The organism is Dialister hominis (assembly GCF_007164725.1).
In the GTDB taxonomy this organism is placed as follows: domain Bacteria; phylum Bacillota; class Negativicutes; order Veillonellales; family Dialisteraceae; genus Dialister; species Dialister hominis.
This window is the reverse complement of the sequence record NZ_AP019697.1, coordinates 2348980-2365074: the sequence shown is the minus strand read 5'-3', so window position 1 is coordinate 2365074 and position 16095 is coordinate 2348980. Positions and strand designations below refer to the sequence as shown.

The following is a 16095-nucleotide window of genomic DNA, read 5'->3' as shown; positions in this document are numbered from 1 at the left end:
TAAGGAATACAGCTTTTGGCAATCGCGTAAATCTTAGCGGCTTTACCTTTGCCTGGGCGGTATCCCTTTTCTTTTGCCCAAGCAGTGAAAACTTCGGTAAATTCGGCTTCTGTCATATTTACGATCTTATCACGATGCCAAAATTTCTCCACAAAATCCAGCATGAAGTCCTTCTTGGTGTTTAGATTGAGAGAATGAAGCTCTTTATCCATTCCCGGCATGGCACAATCAATATAATGCTGCAGTTCCTGAAGGATTATCTGACGATGCTTTTTTGCATTCATATAGGTCCTGTTTAGCAGATCCAGGTTAAAATAGGTGTCTTTGGGAATCTGCCATTCCACCCGCTTATACCAATAACTAATTCCGTAACTGGCAATGGTGCGGGAGTCCTTCTTATCCGTTTTGCCGCCTCTAAAATCTGTATTAGCGAATTTCTTTACTTTATACGCATTGACGATAGAGATAAAAATCCTTTTTCTTTAAGGTGAAGAGCAATCGGATATTGGTAAATACTGGTCGATTCCATAATGACTCTAACCTCTCCATTAAGCCTCTTGAGCGTATCTGCAAGAAAATCGAGCTCCTCAGTCGAATGGCAGACAAGAAACGGCCGCATAATGACTTTCCCGTCCTGGTCTATAATACATACGGTACTCCTGTTCTTTGACACATCAACACCGGCACTGATACGAGTCATACTAATTCGTCCTCCTTTACAAAAGTTTAGCAGTCAGTTGGATTTTTGTAGCCAGCCACACTTATTACCTATCCCAACCTAGTTTGTTACACGTATGCCTCTCTATGAAAGGGACAACCTGCTTACTCGGGCGCATACAACAAGGGGTTGGCTGTCGCACTTCTCTGCGGTGGCAGTAAAAAGCATCTGCACCAAGGTGGGCTTTCGACAGACCAACTGCTTCCCTTATCATATGAAAAAATAAGTGCAGTAGATAGGAGCGACCTATCTGACTACACTTATATGGTACTAGGTGGCGGCGAAAGCGACGAATACAGTAGTTCCCACGCAGTAAAGCTGCGGTTGTATGGTTTTCCTCAAGGCGCAGCGAGGTTTGCTTGTTTTCCCCTTGCGACAGCAAGGAAATGGTGTCAGAGCTCGCCCCGTAGGGGGAGCTGATGGCCTTTGACCTTGCCCTGAAAGGGAAGGTGCGCCGTATACCAGTTGACACCAGAGGTAGCAACACAAATGTCTCATATGTTAGTGTACGGGGCGGATGAGTTGCATTTCCTCAAGGCGTTAGCCTTGGTTGTATGGTTTTCAAAAAGGTGCATTTCCACTGGCGAAGTCCGGTCGTATGGTTTTAAACTCGCCTTCCCAGACGGGGAAGGGGAACCGCTTCGCGGTGGATAGGGTTGATTCCCACGCAGCAAAGCTGCGGTTGTAAGGTTTTATTGTTCTCCCCCTCTCCTAACTCCGCTTCTCCCATGGTACAATCAAAAGAAAAGGAGTGAAAGCCATGCTCATCCCATACACCGCCCCAAGGGCGACCTTCCAGAAAGAACTGGAAATCAAGAAATCCATCTTCCTGGCCACCCTCATCCCCGTCAAAGACGAAGAAGAAGCCCAGGAAGCCATCGCGAAAATGAAAAAAGAAAAGAGAGACGCCACCCATAACTGCTCCGCCTACCGCATCGGAACCGAGAGAATCTACGAGAAATCCAGCGACGACGGCGAACCCCAGGGCACAGCCGGCCATCCCATGCTGCACGTCCTCCAGATGAACGAACTCACGAACACCCTCGCCATCGTCACCCGCTGGTTCGGCGGCATCAAACTAGGCGCCGGCGGCCTCACCCGGGCCTACACCCAGTCCCTCGCCGACGCCGTCAAAGAAGCCGACCTCGTCCGCTACACCCCGCACGAAAAATACACCGTCTCCTTCCCTTACACCACAGCCGGCGCCTTCGAAAACCACATCAAAGGCACTGACATTATCGTGAAAGACCGACAATTCTCCGACAAAGTCACCGTCACCTTCCTCACCCTCCCAGACAAAGCCGAAACCCACACCCGCTGGCTCACCGACGCCACAGGAGGAAAAGCAGAAATCCAGAACGACGGAGAAGAATACGTGATGATGGAAGTGGAGAGGGAGTAAAAGGAAAAGCTGTCAAAGTGAGTCTCACTTTGACAGCTTTTTGCATGTAAACCATGGCTACACTATTTCGTTAGTGCCAATAAAACAATAGCTTCCGTACAATACGTGATTGATTCATTAGACTTTATAGCTTCCTGTAGCGAACCACAAAACCCTCTCAGCTTCTTCGGAAACGTGTCTGCCCAATAAAACTATAGCAGCCTCATATTTGCTTTTGAACACATGGTTCTTAACAAATACATTATTCTTTACACAACCTTCATTTAAAAGTTTCCTTCTAAGGTCATGATACTTCCTTGCTATTGCTCTAGCTTCAGCCCCAGAAAAATCAGCCTTTTCATGAACAAGAAAACCTCCGTCGACAATAGAACCTGTCGCCTGAATCCAATCATCATTTAACCGGTACACTACTGTCTCATCTTTGCTATCTGTCGGCAATGGGTTATTAACTTCATTGGCAGAGGCTGCTTTACCATCTTCACCTTCTCCATTTGGAATAGTCCCTAATTCTTTCGTTGGTTCTGTATTCTCATTATCCTGTGGCTGGCTTGTCACCGCTGTATCTATCAGATTATCTGCCACCTCAGGCTTGGAATCTTCAGCAATCCATAAAGCCTCCGCAGTTCGTTCGGGAATGTTTTTGCCCAATAAAGCCATAGCGGCCTTGCGTTTGTCGTTAAACCGATAGTCCTTAATAAACACGTTATTCTTTACATAACCTTCATTTAAAAGCTTTCTCCTAAGGACATAACACCACATTGCCAGTGATAGATCTTCATGATACGAAAACTTAGCCCCTTCATGAACGAGAAAACCTCCCTCAACAATAGAACCCGTCGCATGAATCCGATCATTGTTCAGTTGGTACAATACCACCTCAGCTTTACTATCTGCCTGCGATGGGTTACCAACTTCACCATCAGTAGCTGCGTTACCACCTTCATTTCCTCCATTTGGAACAGTCTCTGATTCCTTTGTTTGGTCTGTATTTTTATTATCCTGCGACAGATTTATCACTAAAGTATCCGTTAGATTATCTGCTACCTTAGTCTTTGGATTTCCTGCATCCCACAAAGTCTTTGCAGCTTTTCGACTAACCATTCTGCCCAATAAAGCTATAGCAGCCTCGCGTTTATCGTTGAACACATAGTCCTTTACGAACACGTTATTCTTTATATAACCCTCATTTACAAGTTCTCTCCTAAGGACACGATACTCTATTGACAGTGAAAGAGTTTCATGGCCTGTAAATTCCGTACCTTTATGAACGAGGAAACCTCCATCGAAAACAAAACCTGTCGCATGAATCAAATCATCGCCCAACCGGTACAATACTGTCTCATCTTTAATGTCTGTAGATGATTGCCTGCCAAAACCACCGATAGAGGTTGAGTTTCCATTTTCGTTATAACCTCGTCTTCTTAATTTTATTCTCAATTTCTTTATAGCTTTTATTTCAATCTGTCTAACTCGTTCACGTGTAACATTTAATATTTGTCCAACTTGTTCAAGTGTCTTTGGTTCTTCATAAAATCCATTTCTTTCCATAAGAACTAGCTTTTCTTTAGCGGATAGACGCTTTAACTGATTGTTCAGTACTTCTGTTGAAGTCAGTCTTGACACAGTTTCGTACACTTCATCACCGTCGGATATTGCATCTTGTGATATAGAAGCTAGATATACATCCTTATCTATCGGCTTCTGTGTACATGCACTCTCGCATAATCCTTCATAATTTTCATCCGGGGTTACTAATTTAATGATACTTTGGGAGTGTAAAATAGTTTGTGTAAATCGGTATTGCATGAATCTACTTTATGCCCCATACTGGGGTAAACAAAGATAAGGACGGTAACAGAATGGCAAAGTGTAAAACTCCACCAACTACCCCAGGCGAGCAGATTGCTCAGCAAATCCTCAACAACTACGACATCAAGAGCGCGGAAGACGTACAGGACGTCCTGAAGCAGATTTTTGGCCCCATTTTTGAGTCTATGCTCAAAGGTGAGATGGAAAATCATCTCGGCCATAAGAAGCATGAGCGCTCCGAAGACGGTGACAATGTCCGGAACGGCTATTCATCCAAGACGCTCAAGACCTCTCTGGGCGAGGTTCCTATCCGCGTCCCTAGGGATCGCCAGAGTACGTTTGAACCGCAGATCATCAAGAAGCACCAGCGCGACGTTTCGTCCATCGAGGGCAAGGTACTGGCGATGTATGCCCGTGGCATGAGCCAACGCGACATCGCTGCAACCGTCGAAGACATCTACGGCTTCCAGATGTCACATGAACAGATCTCCACCATCACAGGCTGCGTCATGGAAGAGGTCGAGGCATGGCGGAATCGTCCGCTCCAGTCGTTCTATCCATTTGCTTTCGTCGACTGCATCTACGTATCGCTGCGCACGGAGTATGGCGTCCAGCAGGTGGCCGTCTATGTCATGCTTGCCTATGACGTCAACGGCTGCAAGGATGTCCTTGGCCTCTGGATCAACGAGACGGAGAGCAAGCATGCCTGGATGCAGATCTTCGACGAGCTGCGGGCTCGCGGCGTTAAGGATCTTGGCATCCTGTCCATGGATGGCGTGAGCGGATTGGAGGAAGGTGCCAAGGCTGTATTCCCGCATGCCACGGTTCAGCGCTGCATCGTACACCTCATCCGCATTTCCATCCGCCACATCCCACGCAAGCAGTGGAGTGCATTCACGAAGCAGCTGAAGCTCATCTATGGTGCCATCAACGTCAAGCAGGCCCGTCAGGAATTCGAGAAGTTCAAGACCGACTGGCAGGCTTATCCAGGCGCGGTCAGCGTATGGGAAAACAATTTCTCACACGTCGAGCAGCTCTATAACTATGGCAGTGCCGTGCGCAAGATCATGTACACGACCAATGCCATCGAGAGTGTCAACTCTAGCTTCCGCAAGGTGACCAAGAAAGGCGCTTTCCCCAACGAGGATGCAGTCTTCAAGATTTTCTACCTACGCATCCAAGAGCTCTATAAAAAATGGAAGGGTCGTCACGTCGCAAACTGGGCGATGGTCCGGAACCAGCTGCTCATGGACGACAGGATGTCTCAGCTTATGCAGCAATACGATGTTGCTTATTGAATCGATTTACACAAAACTCTTGACACACCCGTGCTTCGAAAATAGGTGATATTAAAAATGATTATATTTATAAGTGATTCTTTGTTTTTATTATATATCGTCACTTTTCTTGTGATAATTATTACCATCTATAAATGCATTAAGGCTAAGAAAATAGAAACAAAAACTATAGTGATTATACTAATAGGAGTTGTATATTTATTATTCTATTCGTATGAATCCATACCATCCGAAAAGGTTCAATATAATCACATAGCAATATCAGACGTAGAGGGATTATCAGAAAAAGAAATTGTTAACAAAATACTAATCCAAGAATTTGACTATTATAAATCCGAGAGATTATTCACTAAAAATCAAATTTTTGATTATAAAATTAATCGAATTAATGGCCCAACAAACGATACCAGTAAGACAGACAATCACTATTATGATGTATCATATTCAGTAAAAACCATAGCTCCGGCTTGGATTGCAGGTAATGGAAAAAATGAAGGCCTATGGGTAAATAGCAAATCCGAATTCTATAATTTAATCAAAAATAATGACCAATATATTCTAAACCGTGTTGGTGGTTTATAATATGCACCAACTATTAAATTAACCAAGTGATGATGAATAAAAAAGTCAAACTGCAATCAGAATTTAAAATTTTCCCAGATATCATCTATCAACACTATCATAAAAAAACTATATTTTATATACTTATACACTTCTACTGGTAACCCATCTTCAAGCCCAACTTTATATTCAACACTAATATAAAAGCGTCAGTCACTCCTTTCGAGCAACTGGCGCTTTTATACTTCTTATCTACTGTGCCCTACTTTTGAATATGGTTTCCGTAAACATCACGGTACACATTTTGGGCTTTATCATCTTTATCATTTACCCGTACACGTTCCACCTTATGCCGATCATTATCTTTACCGGAAATTCGGTCTACGCGGAAACGATCGATATTCTGCACTTTAACCAATTCAGGACCAAAGTCATCTACAGAACGGGTCATGTTACCATCCGAAGGCGCTCCATTTTGTAAAGCCCTGTAAATAATGGCTGCGTATTCATAACGTGTCATCGCTCTATCGCCTTTAAATTCTCCATCCGGATATCCTTTCAGATAACCTCGTTCCGCTAAGTTCTTAACATACTCATAAGCCCAATGATTTTCCGGTACATCTGGGAAGGTCATAGCTCCGGTTGCTATAGGAGCCAATTTCACAGGCTGACCCGATTCATAGGCTGCCAATTTTTTCGTCAGCGTTTCAATCTGGTTTTTCATAGCCAGCATATCTTTAGCCATGGAAACACGTGAACGGGAGATATGGCTCTTCTGCCCAAATTTCCAGCTGACACCAACGTTCACCATATTCTCTCCGCCGCTGAAGGACCCACCTACGCTAAACATGGTATCTTCATTAGGACGATAATAAGCGCCAATAGCAACTGCATTGGCATTTTTATAATTACCGTACCCGGCTGCAAAATCCCATTTATCATCCGGATCAAAATCCAGAGGATGGAGCCCTGCCAGAGCTGCCGCCCCAGCGCCAACATGATTGATTCGGTTGCCCAAACGATTAATCCGGGTTTCCGTGCCATACAACTGGCTTCCATTTACAGCATCCGTACTGGTCGATGAAATATCTCCAGGAGCTACGTTGGTGATCTTATTTCCACCATTATTCAACCCATCTTTATTGAGCGTAACATCCTGACCTGCGGAACCATTTTGGATTGTCATCCCTCCCGTCGTTATGGTGGTGTCTCCAACGTTGACAGTGCTGGCATTTACCGTCGTGATATTCCCAGTGTCTGCTGTAACAGTCTTCGTAGTAACCGAATCCAGTCCTTTCAAATCTTTTGAAAGCCGCACTTTCAGGTTATCACTTCCATCAGATACCACTCCGATATTGTCTTCCGTTGACAGTTTAGAAGAATCTGTAATGCCCCCGACTACATTTACCTGGCCATTGAGCTTTTTATTGATCACATTCCCTACGTCACCGCCATACTTCATTCCGTCGTTCATAGTGGCAACCGTCTGGGTATTCCCATTGTGATCTTCATAGACGATCCGATCAATACCATCCGTGCCATTATAGCCATCCGTGCCGTCTACTCCATTTGCCCCTTTTACAACATGGATGTCAGCAGAAGCACCATCCTTGCCATTAATGCCAATATGACCATCGGTACCATTGGTTCCGTCTTTACCTATAGAAGAAATGGTAACCCCATCTTTGCCATCAGCACCTTTTACACCAATAGCCCCATTGATGCCATCAGCGCCGTCTTTGCCCTGGCCGCCCACGGTAACAGTATCTGCCTTCAGATTCTTGTCCAATCCGATGACCAGATCTCCCTGTGCATCCACTACAGTCTTGATGTTGGACGCATCATATTCCGTGTCCGCTTTCGTTCCATTTCCTTTGATGGTCATGGTACTGTTCAGTTTTTTGGCCACAGATCCTGTATTTCCAGCAAACTTCAGTCCATCATCTAATGTGGCAACTTCATGGGTGACATGCCCATCATCTTCGTAAACAATACGGGTCATACCATTAGCACCATCCACGCCATCCTGACCCTTCGCAGATTTCATGGTAAGGCCATCTTTCCCGTCTTCGCCGACCATACCGATGGAGCCATCCTTACCGTTAATAGTTACAGAAGAGCCGTTTGTACCGTTGACGCCGATGGATCCGTCTTTACCATTAGTTCCTTTTTCACCAAGGTTCAGATTATCATTTACATTCACCTTGTAGGGATCATCTTTTGTGCCGTTACCGGTAACAGTGGTATTCTTACCGTCTTTCAGAATGGTCTTATTGGCAGCTACATACGATACCAGCTGACTGCCGTTAATAGCATCCTTTGATGTAGGCGATATATCGCCGTCTGCCACATTTGTAATCTTCTTACTGCCTGCGTCAATACCGGTCTTAGTAATGGACGGACCGTTTGTGATGGTCATGCCATCTGTAGTAATGGTGGTATCGCCGGCTTTGATGGTATCGCCATTAATTGTTTTTGCTGTCACACTGTTCAAGTTAATATCATCATTCAGATCATACTTGACAACGCCGTCAGCCCCGACTGAAGCGGTGGTATTCTTGCCGTTGGTGAAGTCCAGTCCTTTTTTCAAGGTAACGGTCTGAGCCGTACTGTTATTGGCTTTATAGGAAATAGCAGCATTCTCTGCGACTTTGCTATAGTCTACGGATACATCATAGTTGTGTGAACCATTGGTGTTATTGGTCGGTGTCACCTTGACAGAACCGTCTTTAGAAGAAACAGTCGTATTGGCTGCATTCACAGCATCCTGCACGTTGTTATAGGTTTTGCCATTGACAGTCAGCCCGGCTTTAACCGCACCGGTCGCAATATCTACACTAGAAGTTCCGCCGATAGCTCTGGCAACGGAGCTGAGATCAGCATTTACCGTATAAACAGACTGCCCATCAGCGCCGGTTGATGAATCCACGGTCACATTCCTTCCGGCTTTCACTACTGTCTTAGCTGCTTTTACATTCTGATTAGTCTGGTACAACTGGCTGCCATTCACTGCATCGGTGGACATACTGTTTACATCACCAGCAGCCACGTTGGTGATTTTGGCGCCACCCACGTTGACGATATTGGTTGTGTTCCCCAATGTAATCTTCGTCCCGGTGGTAGTTCCGCCGGTCGTCGTCTGATTGGAAATACTGCTGATTCCCTGCAAATCTTTGGCAAGACGGACTTTCAGGTTGTTTGTACCGTCAGACACGACGCCCAGATTGTCCTCTGCCGTGAATTTTGTCGTATTCGTAATGCCGCCGATGACATTGACCTGCTGATTCAACACCTTTTTGATTTCTTTACCTGTATTGGATTTATTGGTTGCAGGATCCAGTCCGGCAGACTCCGCATCACCGCCATAAATCATGCCGTCTGTCAGGAGGGCCACTTCCTGCGGACTCTCCGTTGATCCCTGTATGACATACAGACGAGCTTTGGATGAACCATCCAAGCTCGTTGCTCCCGCTATATGGCTCTGGAGATAAATAGCATCTGAATCGCCGGAATTTCGCAGCATAACTGAACCATCGTAAATCCGAACCTCACCACCCTTCTCTGCAAGGACAGAAATAGATCCATCTGAGCCATTGGGATCCGCTTTGCCAAGAGTAATGTTATTGGCCAGCTTCACGGTCATTTTATTATTAGCCGCATCGGCAACGACACCGATATTGTTATCGCTCAGCTTATCACCGTCAGCGCCGCCCAAAAGGGACATAGCCTGGTCAGAACCGCGATGGAGGACATTGACATCAGATCCTGAGGTAGTCCCGATGGTCGAATTATCTCCGGCAAACCGCAGAGGCCGAGTCATGGTGTAAAGCTGGCTTCCATTCACAGCATCCGTACTCTTTGCGCTGACCAGACCGGCCGCAACGTTCTGGATGCGTCGTTCCTTCCCTGCGGAGCCCACCGTTACAATACCTGCAGGGGTTCCCCCGGCGTACTGATATGTCCCGTCGCTGTCGTATACATCCATTCCTTTTGTAGTGGCTCCCGATACAACATAAGCCGAATTGCTGCCAAGATAGACGGAATTCCCCAAGGTTGCCGTTACATGGCTCCCCAGAATCTGGGTATTGGACAAATCCGCGTTTTGAGTCGTGGCATCAACGGTATTCTGGTTCCCCACGATCTGGATATCCGTCAGATTCCTGTTTTTCTGGTTTTTGGCCTGGATGGTATTTTTCGAACCTGTAACAGTAATATCAGATACGCTGCCTGCATCGCCTGCTGTGCTTGTATCCGGATCGCCCGTAACCGTATTATGGCTACCCGTTACAAAAATATTTTCAAAGGTTTTCGAGTTGGAAGAATTATTGGACAGGGATTCCATTTTCAGCACGTTTTGATTCCCTACAATACGATTGCTGTCCCCTTCCATACGGTTTTCATTCCCAAAGATTCCCGAATTCGAAGCACTTACATCAGCAGCTGTACCTGTTGCAGCCGTGCTGTTCTGGCTGCCCAGGACATAGGTATTTGCCCCAGTAACCCGGTTCTGGGTGCCAATTGCCCCAGAAGAAACACCGGCTGCCTGTGCGTTTGTTCCTATAGCCAGCGCGTTTTCTGCCAGTGCCTGAGCCGTATCTCCCATAGCGGAAGCACTTTTACTGTTACTTTTGGCATCACTGCCGATGGCGATGGCTTTGTCATCAGAAACACCTGCAGAATAACCAATGGCAACCGCTTTATCTACACTGCTTCCACCATTTTTTATAGAAGACGTCGCAAGAGTCCCTATAGCCAGTGAGTTATTTCCGGCTGCCTGAGCGCCAGCCCCGATTGCCGTGTTATATTGATAACCGCTGATGGCTAAAGTCTGTTTCAGGCTTCCCGGGTTAGCCGGATCTTCATAACCGGCTCCCACTGTAATACTGCCAAGACTCTGCGCTCCTGTATTATTCCCCAGCGCAACACTCCTGTCCCCTAAAGCTTTGGCGCTCACGCCAGCTGCCATAGAGTCTTCACCCTTAGCCAAATTGTTATCATAATTATTCAAATCGGTAGATTTTACAGAGTAGTAATGTGTTTTTGCCGTATCAACAATCTTATTGACCTGAGCTACATTCGCTGCATCAGTCCCCAGTGTCCCTGCGGCGACATTATGGATTTTCGTTCCCTTATTGTCATTATTACGAAGGGTAATACTGTCTCCATCTCCAGAAGTGACCGTATCATAATATACCCCGCTTGCCGTTGCAGAAGAAACATTCGCATTGACCTGAGCTACCGTAGCGTCTATTGATTTTTTGAGCTGTGCCACAGTAACGGCATCCTGATCCAGTGCCCCGTCAGCTACATTGGTAATACGGCGCAGCGCCGATGCATTGCCGACAGAAACGGCAGTCTTGGGAGCCGCCTGTCCTGTCAGATACCCAGTCCCACTGATCATAGCGGCATTGGCCACGGAGTCATTGCCTATGGCAACATTACCGCCTGCAGCCTGGGCGCCCTGACCTAAAGCTACACTGGCCGCATCTGCAGCCTGGGCGTTAAACCCGATTGCCGTAGATCCATTTCCATTCGCCTGTGCCTGATACCCGACTGCAACGGCATCATCAGCAGCTTTCGTCTCACTGCCTAAAGCCGTAGACTGGATCCGCGATACAGCAGAATCGTTTTTATTAGCATGATAGCCAATGGAAACATTTTTCCCTTCAGATGTGTTTCCGCTAGACCCAATATTGGTCCCAGCTTCAGAACCAATGGCTACATTATGGTCGCTTTTGACATCATTTCCCGTTTTGTAGCCAATTGCAATGTTCTGTTGTCCGTCAATATTGTTGCCAGCACCGTCTCCAATGACTACATGGGATCCCTTCGTCCCTAATACGTGTCCTACCATACCCACGCCTGCACTTGGACCAAGTACGACAGAACGGACGGCATTGGCACTGGCATCTTTACCCAAAACTACAGAAGCACTGCCCCCAGCAACAGCTCCGTTTCCAAGAGCAACGGCATCTGCCCCACTAGCTTGCGCATTCTTACCCATAGCCAGGGCATCTGCTCCACTGGCTGCTGCCTCTGTTCCAACCGCAATGCTGTCAGCTCCAGAAGCAGCCGTACTTTTGCCCAGAGCCAGTGCGCCTTCCGCCTCAGCCTTTGCGCTGTCTCCAATCGCTGCAGCACTATGACTGTTTTGCGTCACAGCAGCATTGTTGCCCATCGCAATTGCATTGTTGGAAGCAACCGTACTAGCCTTAGTTCCAATTGCCATGCTGTTATCGTTGAGCTGATCATTGGTCCCATCATTATAGACCGTCGCTCCATCCCCCAGTGCAATCGAAGAGTTTCCCCGAGCATTGGCTGCATCACCGATGGATATGCTTGCTTTGCCTCCGTCTTTAACCACATTAGAACTGTCGCCATCACCGGTCATATCATTAAAGGAGCCACTGACAGCTTTCCTGCCAATGGCAATACTGTTTTCAGCAGATGAAGCAGAACGAGCATCATCGCCCAGAGCCACAGAATCTTTGCCATTCGCTTTTGCCCTGACACCAATGGCAACAGCATCTTCGCCCGCAGCCGCAGCGTCCTCTCCAGTGGAATTGGCACGGAAATACTTTATTCCCGGTTTTGTTTGATCCAAGCCCAAAGCAGAATTCACATTTTTTAGCTCTGTAATATCGTCCGTATTATTTTTGATTTTTCCTGTATTGGCTGTAATCGCATTTTTATTTGCCGCAATATCCGTCTTGTTTTGCTGGATGTCCTTGTAATTTTGATTGATTCTAATCTTATTGTTAGCGATCTCTGTGCTGTTATCCGCAATTTTGCCCGTATTGTCAGCAATAGCTGTTTGGTTCTTTTGTACGTCTTTTTTTACTGCATCCACTTCTACACTGGTTGCGACCCCATCAGTGGATATTGTGATTGTCTTTGTTGTTTCGTCTTTAGTTACAGAAATGTTAGTTCCGGCCTTCAAAATATCACCGTCTTGAACAGATTCAGCGCTACCATAAAGTGCACTTCCAAATACAAGCACAGCTGTTAATACGGTACTAGTCAGTACCCCCCCGATTTAATAATTGTTCTTAATAGAGAATTACCCGACGTTTTCCCGCCATTTTTTGCTAATTCTGAAACAACCTGGTGCTGCCCTTTTGCGCGATTGAATATAACCTTGTAAATTCTATTCAATTTAATCGCCTCCTTTATATTAAAAATAGCATAAAATAATACTCAGCGCCTCTAATAGATTTAAACTTTATACGGTGCATTTTTTCTTATTTTAACATCATTTCACTTCCTAAACAAAGCATTCCTCTAGATTATTTATTTTTTTATAAAGCTATAATTGATTAAAAAAGGCGGATTGTATAATTAAGTTGAACACTTAAAAATCCATAGCGAACCCTTGTGGTAAAATGTAGTTGCACAAAAAACACAACCACAAAGGAGAATCGCTATGGATCAAAATCATTTTACCACGGATACGTTACGCAAAAAAGGGGCTCATTTAACTTTTGAGGAACGAGTCATTATCCAAACGCGTCTCCGCGACAAGCAATCGTATCGGAGCATAGCCCGTGAGATTGGGTGCTGTGTCAATACGGTACGCAACGAGGTGAAGCGTGGCAAGGTTCTTTGCTATAACGGCAAGGTGGAACGCTATCGCGCAGCAGACGGGCAAAGCACCTATGAGGCGCATCGCGAAAACTGTGGTCGCAAATGCGACGCCATAGCAAAGGAAGCATTCCTCGACTATGTGCAGAAGAGACTTCAGGAACATCACTGGTCGCTCGATGCCTGCTTTGGCAGGGCACTGGTTACGGGAGAATTTCAACGTGGCGAGATGGTCTGTACGAAAACCCTGTACAACTATGTCACGCTGGGGCTCCTAGGAAAAATCAAGAGTATTGACCTGCCCTTGCGCGTCAAGCGAAAAAACGCCAGGAAGCGGGTTCGTGAGCGTAAGAAGAAGTTCGGCCGCAGTATAGATGAGCGCGATCCTTCTGTGGATGAGCGTCAGGATTTCGGGCATTGGGAGTGTGACCTTGTACTGGGATCTCGCTCAAAGGACGAAGTACTGCTGACTCTGGTTGAGCGCAAGACACGCTGTTCCCTCATCAGAAAACTGCCCAACAAGGAAAGTGCCTCTGTAATAGCAGCCTTCAGAAAATTGAAGGATGGAATGTTCCGCGGCTGTTTCAGCCAAGTGTTCCTCAGCATTACGACAGACAATGGCAGTGAGTTTTCTAGCCTGTCGGAGCTAGAGAAACTAAGTCACACACGGATCTATTATGCGCATCCGTACTGCTCCAGCGACAAAGGTACGAATGAGAATCACAACGGCTTATTCCGTCGATTTCTTCCCAAAGGGAAGAAAATCCAGGATTACCCAGTGGAACACATTTCCAGAGTAGAGTGCTGGGCCAACACCCTGCCAAGAAAAATACTCGGCTATAAGACACCCGAGGAGTGCTTTAGGGAAGAAATGCTTGCAGCACTTACTGCATAAAGGTTCGCCGGGTGTTCAACTTATTATTGCAATTCGGGAAGTATAAAAAAGTAGCAAAAGTAGCAGGAATGGCTAAGTTTTTACGAATATACTACGGCCGGGTGATGCATTTGTATCGCGACTTAGGCCTTGCTGCGTAAATAAGGCAAACAAGTGAAGAAAAGCGGAAAAAGCCGAGTGTGAGATCGGCTTTTTCGTAGTGCAATGAATTAGTCAGGCAAACTCCAAAATCTAATCAGTTAGGATCAGTCAGGAAATCCGACAAGAAATTCTATAAGAAATTCAAAAAATACCAAAAAATTAAAATTGGGGCTTGTTCTTGTGTAGCAGGTCTTCTCCTTCGGAGCAAGGTTAACACCCTTAAACCTCACTTCGTTCGTTGAAAACCACAAAACCAGACTAAAGTCTGTCCGAAATGCAACTCATCCGTCGGCTCCGCACCACCTTCTCCTCCCGGAGCAAGGTTAAGACCGGCCTACGGCCCTTCTCCCCTTCCAGAGCAGGATCGACTCCCTGCATCCGGTTTTCCGCGCATTAAAAAATCCCCCGCGGGGCGAGGGATTTCTTAATGGATCTATTTCTCTCTGGGAGGTTTCACCAGATCATTCACCAGGCGATTATTCTTCGTTGGTGAGGTCGCCGTCTTCGATGCGTCTGACTCCTACGAGGGGGAGGGAGACGAGGGCGGCTACTGCGTTGCCTGCGTCGATGAGCTGCTGTTCGGTAGCGTCGAGTTTCAGGTTGTTCAGGTTGATGTTCTTGATGGCGATGTTGCCGCCGGATGTGGTGCCGTTGTTGAGGCGAACCTGAAGTTTTACGTCAGAGACTGTTTTCTTGACTGCCATAGTTGTGTTTCCTTTCTGCCGTTATCGGCCAAAAAATTATTCGAGGACTTCGGTCTGTGTGGTGACGATGGAGGCTTTGTTCAGGGCGGTGATTTCTGCGCCGCTGCTGGTGATCAGGATCGGGATCAGTTTTTCAGCTGCTGCCTGTACGTCGGAGAGGGCGATTTCCTCTTTCGGGTTGTCGATGGAGATGGTCATCTTGGATGTGCCATTGGTGTCGAATACCATTACGAGTTCTTTCATGTCTATTCTTCCTTTCCTGAAGGGATGCTTCGGATTTTTCAACCTGCCGGCCGGGTTGTTCCTTTCTTCTTGCCCTTCTGTTTATATAATCGGAATTTGGATAAGAAAAGTCCGGGATTATTTTAAAATTTCTCTAAGTTCTTCTTTATGCTGGCGGAGGATGTCTACAAGGCGGGCTTTGGCGCTGTAGTAGCCGGAGCGTTTCTTGTGGATCTTTTTCATCTGGACGTTGTTGGGGTCGCCTGCCAGGATAGAGTCCAGGAGTGTCCTCTCGACGGGTCCCAGGGGCAGGTCTTTAACAAAGAGGAGAAGGTCCTTCATATCCGGGGCCTCCTCTTTTTCGTCTGCGGGGTCGAAGCCTTCGGGCCAGGCGGTGTCCTTGCCGCGGCGGCGGTTGTCCTGGTCGATGTAGTCGACCTTGGCGTAGTGGAGGCGGATTTTCATGAAGTAGGCGTAGTAGATTTTCTTCTTTTCGTCGTACGCTTTGCTGATTTCAAGAAATGCGAGGCGCAGTTCCTGCCTGAGGTCTTCGCGGTCCTCCTCTCTCGCACTGGCCGCTTCGCGGCAGATGAGGGGATCATACTTCCTGAGCAGCTCCTCGGCTGCGTCCCTGTCCCCTTCCTTCCAGAGTCTGACAAGTCTCCTGTCTTCTTCAAAACTTTCTTCGTTATACGTGATTCCTTTCTTCATCGCTTGTAATCTTTCCGAGCGCTCTTTTTTATTTCCGGATGGTTTCAGGATAC

Annotated in this window: 10 protein-coding genes and 1 pseudogene; 4 read left to right on the top strand and 7 right to left on the bottom strand. The window is 46.5% G+C overall.

Annotated features, from left to right (window positions below; genetic code table 11):
* Positions 1-278: 278 nt before the first annotated feature.
* Positions 279-700: pseudogene (locus Dia5BBH33_RS11430) on the bottom strand (IS110 family transposase); the annotation flags it as partial.
* Between the two features lie 778 nt (positions 701-1478).
* Between Dia5BBH33_RS11430 and Dia5BBH33_RS10770 the strand changes: the two are divergent.
* Positions 1479-2120 (top strand): YigZ family protein, encoded by a 642-nt coding sequence (locus Dia5BBH33_RS10770; protein WP_144269353.1) that lies wholly within the window; start codon positions 1479-1481, stop codon positions 2118-2120.
* 117 nt (positions 2121-2237) lie between these two features.
* On the opposite strand, the gene Dia5BBH33_RS10765 is transcribed toward Dia5BBH33_RS10770, so the two are convergent.
* On the bottom strand, positions 2238-3926 hold the full coding sequence (locus tag Dia5BBH33_RS10765) for a sigma factor-like helix-turn-helix DNA-binding protein (protein WP_144269352.1): 1689 nt from the start codon (positions 3924-3926) through the stop codon (positions 2238-2240).
* Positions 3927-3979: 53 nt separating this feature from the next.
* Between Dia5BBH33_RS10765 and Dia5BBH33_RS10760 the strand changes: the two genes are divergently transcribed.
* Together Dia5BBH33_RS10760 and Dia5BBH33_RS10755 are read left to right on the top strand one after the other, a co-directional pair.
* Complete coding sequence (locus tag Dia5BBH33_RS10760) at positions 3980-5227, top strand: IS256 family transposase (protein ID WP_144269351.1); 1248 nt, start codon at positions 3980-3982, stop codon at positions 5225-5227.
* Positions 5228-5284: 57 nt separating this feature from the next.
* Positions 5285-5809: a hypothetical protein gene (locus Dia5BBH33_RS10755; RefSeq protein ID WP_144269350.1), complete on the top strand. Its 525-nt coding sequence runs from the start codon at positions 5285-5287 to the stop codon at positions 5807-5809.
* Positions 5810-6050: 241 nt separating this feature from the next.
* Here the strand turns inward: Dia5BBH33_RS10755 and Dia5BBH33_RS10750 are convergent, their stop codons facing one another.
* Complete coding sequence (locus Dia5BBH33_RS10750) at positions 6051-12392, bottom strand: YadA-like family protein (protein WP_232518056.1); 6342 nt, start codon at positions 12390-12392, stop codon at positions 6051-6053.
* Between the two features lie 416 nt (positions 12393-12808).
* Entirely contained in the window at positions 12809-12943 is a 135-nt protein-coding gene (locus Dia5BBH33_RS11355) for an ESPR domain-containing protein (protein WP_232518055.1), read from the bottom strand.
* 268 nt (positions 12944-13211) lie between these two features.
* Here Dia5BBH33_RS11355 and Dia5BBH33_RS10745 point away from each other — a divergent pair, with 268 nt between their 5' ends.
* Positions 13212-14264: an IS30 family transposase gene (locus Dia5BBH33_RS10745; RefSeq protein ID WP_144269349.1), complete on the top strand. Its 1053-nt coding sequence runs from the start codon at positions 13212-13214 to the stop codon at positions 14262-14264.
* A gap of 617 nt (positions 14265-14881) precedes the next feature.
* Here the strand turns inward: Dia5BBH33_RS10745 and Dia5BBH33_RS10740 are convergent.
* The 3 genes from Dia5BBH33_RS10740 to Dia5BBH33_RS10730 form a co-directional block, all read right to left on the bottom strand.
* Positions 14882-15109, bottom strand: a complete 228-nt coding sequence (locus Dia5BBH33_RS10740; RefSeq protein WP_108850258.1) for a DUF1659 domain-containing protein — start codon at positions 15107-15109, stop codon at positions 14882-14884.
* Between the two features lie 36 nt (positions 15110-15145).
* The gene (locus Dia5BBH33_RS10735) at positions 15146-15352 is read right to left on the bottom strand and encodes a DUF2922 domain-containing protein (protein ID WP_108850259.1); all 207 of its coding nucleotides are present in this window, start codon (positions 15350-15352) and stop codon (positions 15146-15148) included.
* A gap of 117 nt (positions 15353-15469) precedes the next feature.
* Complete coding sequence (locus tag Dia5BBH33_RS10730) at positions 15470-16042, bottom strand: RNA polymerase sigma factor (protein WP_157952057.1); 573 nt, start codon at positions 16040-16042, stop codon at positions 15470-15472.
* Between the last annotated feature and the right edge of the window lie 53 nt (positions 16043-16095).

What these genes read in the sequence shown, in the direction of transcription:
- Dia5BBH33_RS10770 (WP_144269353.1), top strand. Translation starts at nt 1,479, where the DNA reads ATGCTCATCCCATACACCGCCCCAAGGGCGACCTTCCAGAAAGAACTG.
- Dia5BBH33_RS10730 (WP_157952057.1), bottom strand. Translation starts at nt 16,042, where the DNA reads ATGAAGAAAGGAATCACGTATAACGAAGAAAGTTTTGAAGAAGACAGG.
- Dia5BBH33_RS10760 (WP_144269351.1), top strand. Translation starts at nt 3,980, where the DNA reads ATGGCAAAGTGTAAAACTCCACCAACTACCCCAGGCGAGCAGATTGCT.
- Dia5BBH33_RS10735 (WP_108850259.1), bottom strand. Translation starts at nt 15,352, where the DNA reads ATGAAAGAACTCGTAATGGTATTCGACACCAATGGCACATCCAAGATG.
- Dia5BBH33_RS10755 (WP_144269350.1), top strand. Translation starts at nt 5,285, where the DNA reads ATGATTATATTTATAAGTGATTCTTTGTTTTTATTATATATCGTCACT.
- Dia5BBH33_RS10740 (WP_108850258.1), bottom strand. Translation starts at nt 15,109, where the DNA reads ATGGCAGTCAAGAAAACAGTCTCTGACGTAAAACTTCAGGTTCGCCTC.
- Dia5BBH33_RS10745 (WP_144269349.1), top strand. Translation starts at nt 13,212, where the DNA reads ATGGATCAAAATCATTTTACCACGGATACGTTACGCAAAAAAGGGGCT.
- Dia5BBH33_RS10765 (WP_144269352.1), bottom strand. Translation starts at nt 3,926, where the DNA reads ATGCAATACCGATTTACACAAACTATTTTACACTCCCAAAGTATCATT.